This is a genomic window from Paenibacillus doosanensis, assembly GCF_025060755.1.
In the GTDB taxonomy this organism is placed as follows: domain Bacteria; phylum Bacillota; class Bacilli; order Paenibacillales; family NBRC-103111; genus Paenibacillus_S; species Paenibacillus_S doosanensis.
Genome location: NZ_JANYUY010000097.1, coordinates 1 through 6,998, shown reverse-complemented (window position 1 = coordinate 6,998; position 6,998 = coordinate 1). Strand labels below are relative to the sequence as shown.

Sequence of the window (6,998 nt, the reverse complement as noted above, 5' to 3'; positions counted from 1 at the left end):
TGTTGGCGCAGGCTCACATCCATGGGAAGCATCCTTTTCCTTTTCTGTGATACGGTCATTATATTCAGCAATTCTCGGACAGGCAATCCCGTCAGCAATTGGGCATTATCTTTCAGCGGCAACAGTTCCTGCTTTCATGAAAGATAGACAAGTTTATCGTTTCTTTGGACTTCGCGATGACGATATTAGTTCTATAGCACATGTATTTGCTTCGGGGTTTATATATGGCAGTTCTCCGAGGCCCCTCAGCCTTCAGGAAATTGAAGCTGTGGAGCATTGGCCAGCTTATTCCCAAATCTATCTTTTTGAAAACCCAGTTGTATTTTCTTTTTTGGTAGTTGAAACTATATTTTTTTTAGATCAAAACGGTTATTCTTTTGAACAAATTTCATCCGTCATTCCCCCGCTGATTTGCACTTCTGGACAGCCGCGAAGCGCAACTAAGTATTTTATCATAAAGTGTCTTGAGACTAATCCTAGCTGCGAAGTTTTTTACTCAGGTGATTTTGATTTACATGGTGTTCAAATGGAACGTAACATGGAGAAACTGGTTCAAAAAAAGATTATTCGCTATCACATGGATGCAGAGACATACCAAAGTCTTTTTGACCCAGATAGTAAGCGTATGTCAAATCAAGATAGAAAAATACTCGGTAATATGCGTGGAGATCAATTAGCTCAAATCATGGAGAAAGTGGGATACAAAGTTTACCAGGAAGCTACCGTTGCTAGTTTAAAAGCAGACTGGATAAATATGATAAGTAAGTTGATTCAAGATAATCTAAGTTTATTGAAAAAAGAAGGATGCAAGAAGGATGCTCCCTTAATTATATAAAAACCTTGATGCCCCTAAGCATTGGGGATCTGCAGTAGAGATGGGAAGGAAGTATCGTTACGTAGTTGGTCTTATTATCTGCGTGGCAAGAATTCTAGTAAATGCAAAAATGTTATAAAGGGTTATTGACCCTACGCTTGAACGTGAAAAGTAATTCAGAATTACGTCGAATACTCGGTTTGCAATATGATGCAACAAATAAGTTTAAGCCTATCTATGATCTTTACTGAGTTTAACAAAAGTATTCCACAAAAAGCTGTTAAGATGAATACTCCCAAACAAATGAAATAGGAGTTTATCGCAAAGATGTGGAAGAAGCGGATAAAATTTATTTTATGGGCTGGCTTGATAAAACAATCAGTGGTAACAAAGCTACTCCTAATAATCTTGAAAAGACGCGCTTATTACTTGGTCAAGATGCTTATGTCCGGTGTAAAGCCAAAAATGTAAGTAGTAGATGGACAGATGATGTTAAAAAAGCTCAGTTTAACGATCTAACAAATCAACGGATATATATTGTGAGAACCATGCATGGACTAACTTAGCATTACATGTCCAAAGGAGCTATTCATATGCATACAAATCATGATACAAAAAGGCTTGTTATCGATATAATTGCTTATTTAGTATACAAAAAAACACAAATGTATGAGTTGATACTTCGACCCGCTGGTATTAGTGATAAGTTCTTTGCAAACCTCCTGAAACAACGTAATGTTGAAGGTAAGCCACTCACTAAGCGAGACATGGGGACGATAATTGTTCAGGAGTTAGAAAAGAAACCTGAATATAAATCAAATTTCAATTCAATAATTAAAGTTGCCGCTAACTGGAATCAATTTCACTTGACCGATAATGAGATGCTTGCACGAGCAACAGTTCAGAAAGCTAGAGAAGTGCTAAATATAATAGAGATATTGGATGAGAAAGAAAAACAAATTTTAAGAGAAGAAAAGGAAAAAGAAAGAAAGAAGTTGGAGGAAGAACGACGAGCTGCCAAAGTGGAAATGGACAATGAAATCCAAAAGCAATCGAAACTTCTGCTTATAATGTATGACGAACTTGTTATGATGAAAGATAATCCACAAAAGCGAGGATTAATGTTAGAACAATTAATGAATATGCTCTTTAATGTTTATGATATCGCTCTAATGCAAAGTTTTCGTCGTAATGAAGGTGGGGAGCAAATCGATGGAGCATTTAAACTAGATGGATGGCACTACCTTGTTGAAATGAAATGGACAAATCAACTAACAGATATGAAGCAATTAGATGCACTTTATGGGAAAGTTGCCCGTTCAGGTAAACAAACTATGGGACTCTTTCTTTCAATCGGCGGTTGGTCTTCTCATGTTATTCCTTTGATGAAGCAACAACCTGACAAATCAATTTTTCTAATGGATGGTTTTGATTTAAGAATGGTATTAACTCAGGATATTTCTTTAATTGACTTATTACAAAAGAAAATAGCGAAATTTAACATTGAATCAGAACCATTTCTTAGTTCACGTTCATTAATATTCTGAAAAAGCGTTGTTTTGCAATATTTTCATCTTATGATTGCTTGTTCCGGCTGAAGTATGCGGTGCTTAGAGTTTTAAGGTGCTAAAATCGAACTTCATCTTGATTATAATTTAGTCTTCAACAATTGGAGGAAAAATATATGACAGAAGTTTCTTACGAAGAAAGGTTCCTTTCTACATTATTAGATTGTCTCGAAGCAGATGATGAAACAGAGTTATACAACATTATTAATCAATCTGAAATTGTTATCCATCACGATTGGAAGTATTCCGGTAAAGTATCAAATCAAAGAAGTGCATATGTCGAATTGAAAATTCCTGTAAAATTCAAAAAAATCGTCGACAATTATGAAGTCAGAAATAAATTAAGTAACTATTGTTCTGAAATTTACGTAGATGATGATGCCTATGGTTTTGTTGGAATTAAGCTGGGGACAACAATGAACAAAGTTGTTGTAAGAAGAGAAAGTTCAGGTGAATCTTCGCACTTAGAGAAACATCATATTTTTCAGAATTTGATCCATTTGACATTGAATTCTGAAATGAGCGAAATAGAAAAAGCGCATATTTATGAAGCTTGCGAATGTGCTATGAAATAATCGGATCGCCGCTGCTACAATGTTGGGATGTGCAGCTGAGTATTTATTGCTACAATTATGTGATGCCAGGCCTGTTGATTAACCAGAATATGTAACTAAGATCGATCCGTAATCCACAATGAGACGATGTAAGCGAATCATCCATTCTACGGGTAATCGATCCAGAAGAAGCAGGCGAGCAAATCGAACAAACGAAAGATTAGCATGACGAGGGAATCCTTGTTTTGTCCCATCAAATAGCCATTGGAGCAGCACAAAGACGATCAGCGCAGAGAACAATTGGCCATAGACGGCGTTTTCGGTCGTACCCAATAACGTTGGAATGTTTAGATGTTGCTTGATCCAACGAAAAAACACCTCTATTTGCCAACGAGCTTTATAGATCAGGGCGATTTGTTCAGCTGTAATGCCCAGCAAATCGGTCACGACGCGAATCTCTCTACCCTCAAAATCACGAAAGATGACAACACGGTGACGATGCTTAGAATGACACTGAGGGGTTCCCAACTGGCAAGTGATATCCCGAATGACCGGAGAATCTGTAGTGACTTGACGCCGAAGTGCATAGGGTTTTCAAAATGAACATTGTCACGAAGCCGGATGACAAAGGATTGTCCATCTTGTTTATAGCGGTCCAGGCGCTCCAGTTTGCCGTAAGCCCGGTCCATGACCATAATAAAGTCGGGGTTTTCCAAGGATTCGCATCAGGGCCATCGTGCCTTGCGCCGATCGTTTCCGTAACGCGAAGCGGTTGTCCGTTTTGCGCCCGCAATGCAACATGCAGTTTAACCGCAGCCCGCTCTCCGTGGTAGGGGGCCCAGGGCAAGCGAGTTTTCCCAACCGTCATCGTCGTAGAGTCAATGAGTAGCAATTCTTTTGGAAAGGCCAGCTTTCGCCGAGTTTCGCGATTACATTTGCGGACAAGCAGGTGAAATAGCTCTTTAAATACAGCAAACGGCACATCAGCTGCTTTTCCGGAAAAACACGAATAGCGAACTTGAGACAGACCGTTACAAGCAGCATGATCTGCGCCGAAACGATACCCGGACCATTCTTCATTGGCTGCGGCAACCCAATAGTGCGCCTTATCCACATAACCAATCGCTTTAACGATGGATTCGGCTTCTTCGGGTGTAAGGACAGTTTGAAGAATCGGGAGAATCGTGTTAGACTTTTTCATGGAGTCGTCACCTTCCGGTCTGTTTGTAGGGGTACAAACATTTTACCGGGTTGACGGCTCTTTTTCTACCATTTAGTGGTTAACCAGTTTAGGAGAGCATTCTTGCCTGATCCAAATGTAATTGGAAAACCAATTTGGAAATTTATGTAAATTGATAAGACGGGCGAACTGTGAAAAACTCATTAATAATAGGCTATGTTAAATCTCAATGTTGATTACCAGCCAAAAATATAACTGCCCTGTTAAGGGCGGATTATTGTTGGATACTGCTCCATCCGCTTATATCACATTGTCCATAATCATTATCACCTACCGCCACCACCGTACCGTCAGATTTAAGTCCGAGAGTATGGGCACACCCCGCCGCAACAGCCCTAATGTCGTGCCAACCAGTTACATCGCATTGGTCATGCTTATTCAAACCCACCGCCACCACCGTACCATCAGATTTAAGACCCACGGTATGATAACTACCTGCCGCAACTGCTACAATATCGTGCCAGTCGCTTACATTGCATTGGTCATGCTTATTCCAACCCACAGCCGTAACCGTGCCATCCAATTTAAGCCCAACAGTATGAAGATACCCCGCCGAAACAGCCACCATGTCGCGCCAGTCGCTTACATTGCATTGGCGATACTTATTGTTACCCACTACCGCTACCGTTCCATCTAATTTTAGACCGACTGTATGCCAGTCACCCGCCGTGACCGCTACAATATCATGCCAGCCGCTTACATCGCATTCACCTTCATTATTTCGACCCACAGCCACCACCGTGCCATCCGATTTAACCCCAATGGTACGGCACCAACCTGCCGCAACTGCTACAATATCGCGCCAGTCGTTGACATCGCATTGTCCATGCCTATTCCAACCCACAGCTGTCACCGTACCGTCAGATTTAAGACCGATTGTATGAGCATTACCCGTGTTCGTCGCCATATGAACATTACCAGCAACAACCGCGACGATATGGCACCAATCGCTTACTTTACATTGACCGTATTTATTATCACCCACTGCCGCTACCATTCCGTCAGTTTTAAGACCAACGGTATGACGACGACCCGCCGCTATCGTATCGTTACGCAATCGCACCGCTTCCTTCCGTGAAATGTAGTCCATATTTTACCTCCACAAGTTCCTCCGTTTAGCTCAACAGTAAGTCATCCGTCGAAGTCTGGTGTTCGTATCTTTCACAGAAAACATGCATGAGGACACTAACATGTTTTTCTTATTCGACGTTGTATTCTCATACTCCTTGCTGTCGAGATAGCGGAACCACGCCAAGTAATGCTCCAGGTACTTTGTTGCCACCCCGTTGAAACGGTCCATCCATCGTTTCAGTCGGCTATGGTAGCTGTTGACGTTCTGGATATGATACACACCTTTGATGCGCTGTTTCCCATCGGATTTGAAACGATAATGTGCCAAACCCTTTTGATTGGCATAGGAACTGAATGCCCGCCAGGAATCCGTGCAAAGCACATTGGAGTTTGAAAGGTGAGACCCAATTGCTTCATCCAGTTTTGTAGTGCGAATGCGCCCGCGTCCAAGAACGCCTGAGAAGGTCATCTTCTGACGGTCTCGGGCGACCAGCACACAGATTTGGTCGTTGCTGATACCTCGGTGCTTCGCTTTTCCCCCGCGCTTACGCGGCTTGCGCTCGGTTATGTTCCGCCTGCCCTTTTCCGAGTACAGGAAGTAGGTCTCGTCCATTTCGACAATACCGTGGAATGCATCAGTTGGAACGTGCTTTAACGCAGCGAGAATTTTATGCCGCCAGTAAAACAAGGTCACGAATGTAACCTCTTCATACATCAGTTCGGCACATTTTCGCAACGAAATTCCTTCAATCATCAGTTCTATAAAACGAACCCACAGATGAGGTCGCCGCGTCCGCTGGAGAGGCGTATTTGTCAGGTCATTGAACGTTTGGAGGCAAGATTTGCAGCGATAACGCTGACGCTTTACCTCGCCAGCTCGTGTTGTAATTGTGTACTTTCCGAAGCGAACAACGGTATGACTATGGCAATGGGGGCAAACCAGCCCGTCTTTATGCTTTTGTTCATGAATTTCATCTATCACTCGGATAGGTGCCGCACCGTTGGTTTCTGACTGCAAAGAGAGAATAAGCTGTTGCTTGTCCTTACTGTCCAAGCCCTTGGCGAGTTTTATCAGTTTCTTTAAATCCATAGGGTAATCAGCTCCGAGTAATATGATTACCCTCGTTATAGAACAAATGTTCGCAATGTTCAAATATCAACATTCAAGATAAACATAGCCTAATAATAAAAGAGAGTACATATTACAAGAATGAACGGACTAAAGAAAGAAGTAGGAACACTACCGCACATGTTGTTTGGCTTTACATTGCTCACGATCATGAAGACATGCAAGCAACAAACTGGGTATGCCGTTCATCCTGGATTGATACTGATTTGCCCGCCCCTACCGCCCGAGTGGCTTAGGCGGAGACGAAGTACTATTGACAATAAAAGACTTAAGTGAAGAATTTCAACGATTGGAGTGTGAAAAAAGGAAGTTTCGTTAATCATGGATCAGCCGAAGGAAGAAGAAGTTGTAAGAGCGAGTGGCCGGAAGAATATCCCTCAGCCTAGGTTCGTAGCAATTTCGCGGATCATCCGGACAGTGGGTATTTGTAATAACTTAACCTGAATTTCGAAAGCGCATAAGAATGCGGCGGAAAATGTTGGGAAGTGTCATTCCAATTGAACCACTTTAGCTTCGATACGCTTCCAAGCGTGTTGGTTGCCAAAATCCTTGATCAGCTTGAGCACAACTGATCGACTGTGCCGAACGAGCGTTGCTGCGCAATGAAAAAACTCCAAGCGGA

The 6,998-nt window shown here is 42.0% G+C and carries 5 protein-coding genes and 2 pseudogenes; 4 read left to right on the top strand and 3 right to left on the bottom strand.

The features are described from left to right. From N0M98_RS33355 to N0M98_RS33340, 4 genes and pseudogenes are all read left to right on the top strand, one after another. On the top strand, positions 1-835 hold an 835-nt coding region (locus tag N0M98_RS33355), incomplete at its 5' end, for a DUF2399 domain-containing protein (protein ID WP_259620478.1). Between the two features lie 284 nt (positions 836-1,119). Next, positions 1,120-1,380 (top strand): annotated as a pseudogene (locus N0M98_RS33350) (DUF6037 family protein); the annotation flags it as partial. A 27-nt stretch (positions 1,381-1,407) separates the two neighbouring features. Then, positions 1,408-2,361 carry a restriction endonuclease gene (locus N0M98_RS33345; protein WP_259620477.1) on the top strand — a complete coding sequence of 318 codons (954 nt, stop codon included), beginning with the start codon at positions 1,408-1,410 and terminating at the stop codon, positions 2,359-2,361. 137 nt (positions 2,362-2,498) lie between these two features. After that, a complete protein-coding gene (locus tag N0M98_RS33340) occupies positions 2,499-2,957 on the top strand; it encodes a hypothetical protein (protein WP_259620476.1) in 459 nt (152 codons plus the stop codon). 78 nt (positions 2,958-3,035) lie between these two features. Here N0M98_RS33340 and N0M98_RS33965 read toward each other — a convergent pair. The 3 genes and pseudogenes from N0M98_RS33965 to N0M98_RS33320 all read right to left on the bottom strand — a co-directional run bounded on the left by N0M98_RS33965 (position 3,036) and on the right by N0M98_RS33320 (position 6,337). Further along, positions 3,036-4,137: pseudogene (locus tag N0M98_RS33965) on the bottom strand (IS4 family transposase). A 253-nt stretch (positions 4,138-4,390) separates the two neighbouring features. Continuing rightward, positions 4,391-5,266: an RCC1 domain-containing protein gene (locus tag N0M98_RS33325; RefSeq protein ID WP_259620473.1), complete on the bottom strand. Its 876-nt coding sequence runs from the start codon at positions 5,264-5,266 to the stop codon at positions 4,391-4,393. A gap of 30 nt (positions 5,267-5,296) precedes the next feature. Further along, on the bottom strand, positions 5,297-6,337 hold the full coding sequence (locus tag N0M98_RS33320; RefSeq protein ID WP_259620472.1) for an IS1595 family transposase: 1,041 nt from the start codon (positions 6,335-6,337) through the stop codon (positions 5,297-5,299). Positions 6,338-6,998: the final 661 nt, after the last annotated feature.

What these genes read in the sequence shown, in the direction of transcription:
- N0M98_RS33345 (WP_259620477.1), top strand. Translation starts at nt 1,408, where the DNA reads ATGCATACAAATCATGATACAAAAAGGCTTGTTATCGATATAATTGCT.
- N0M98_RS33340 (WP_259620476.1), top strand. Translation starts at nt 2,499, where the DNA reads ATGACAGAAGTTTCTTACGAAGAAAGGTTCCTTTCTACATTATTAGAT.
- N0M98_RS33325 (WP_259620473.1), bottom strand. Translation starts at nt 5,266, where the DNA reads ATGGACTACATTTCACGGAAGGAAGCGGTGCGATTGCGTAACGATACG.
- N0M98_RS33320 (WP_259620472.1), bottom strand. Translation starts at nt 6,337, where the DNA reads ATGGATTTAAAGAAACTGATAAAACTCGCCAAGGGCTTGGACAGTAAG.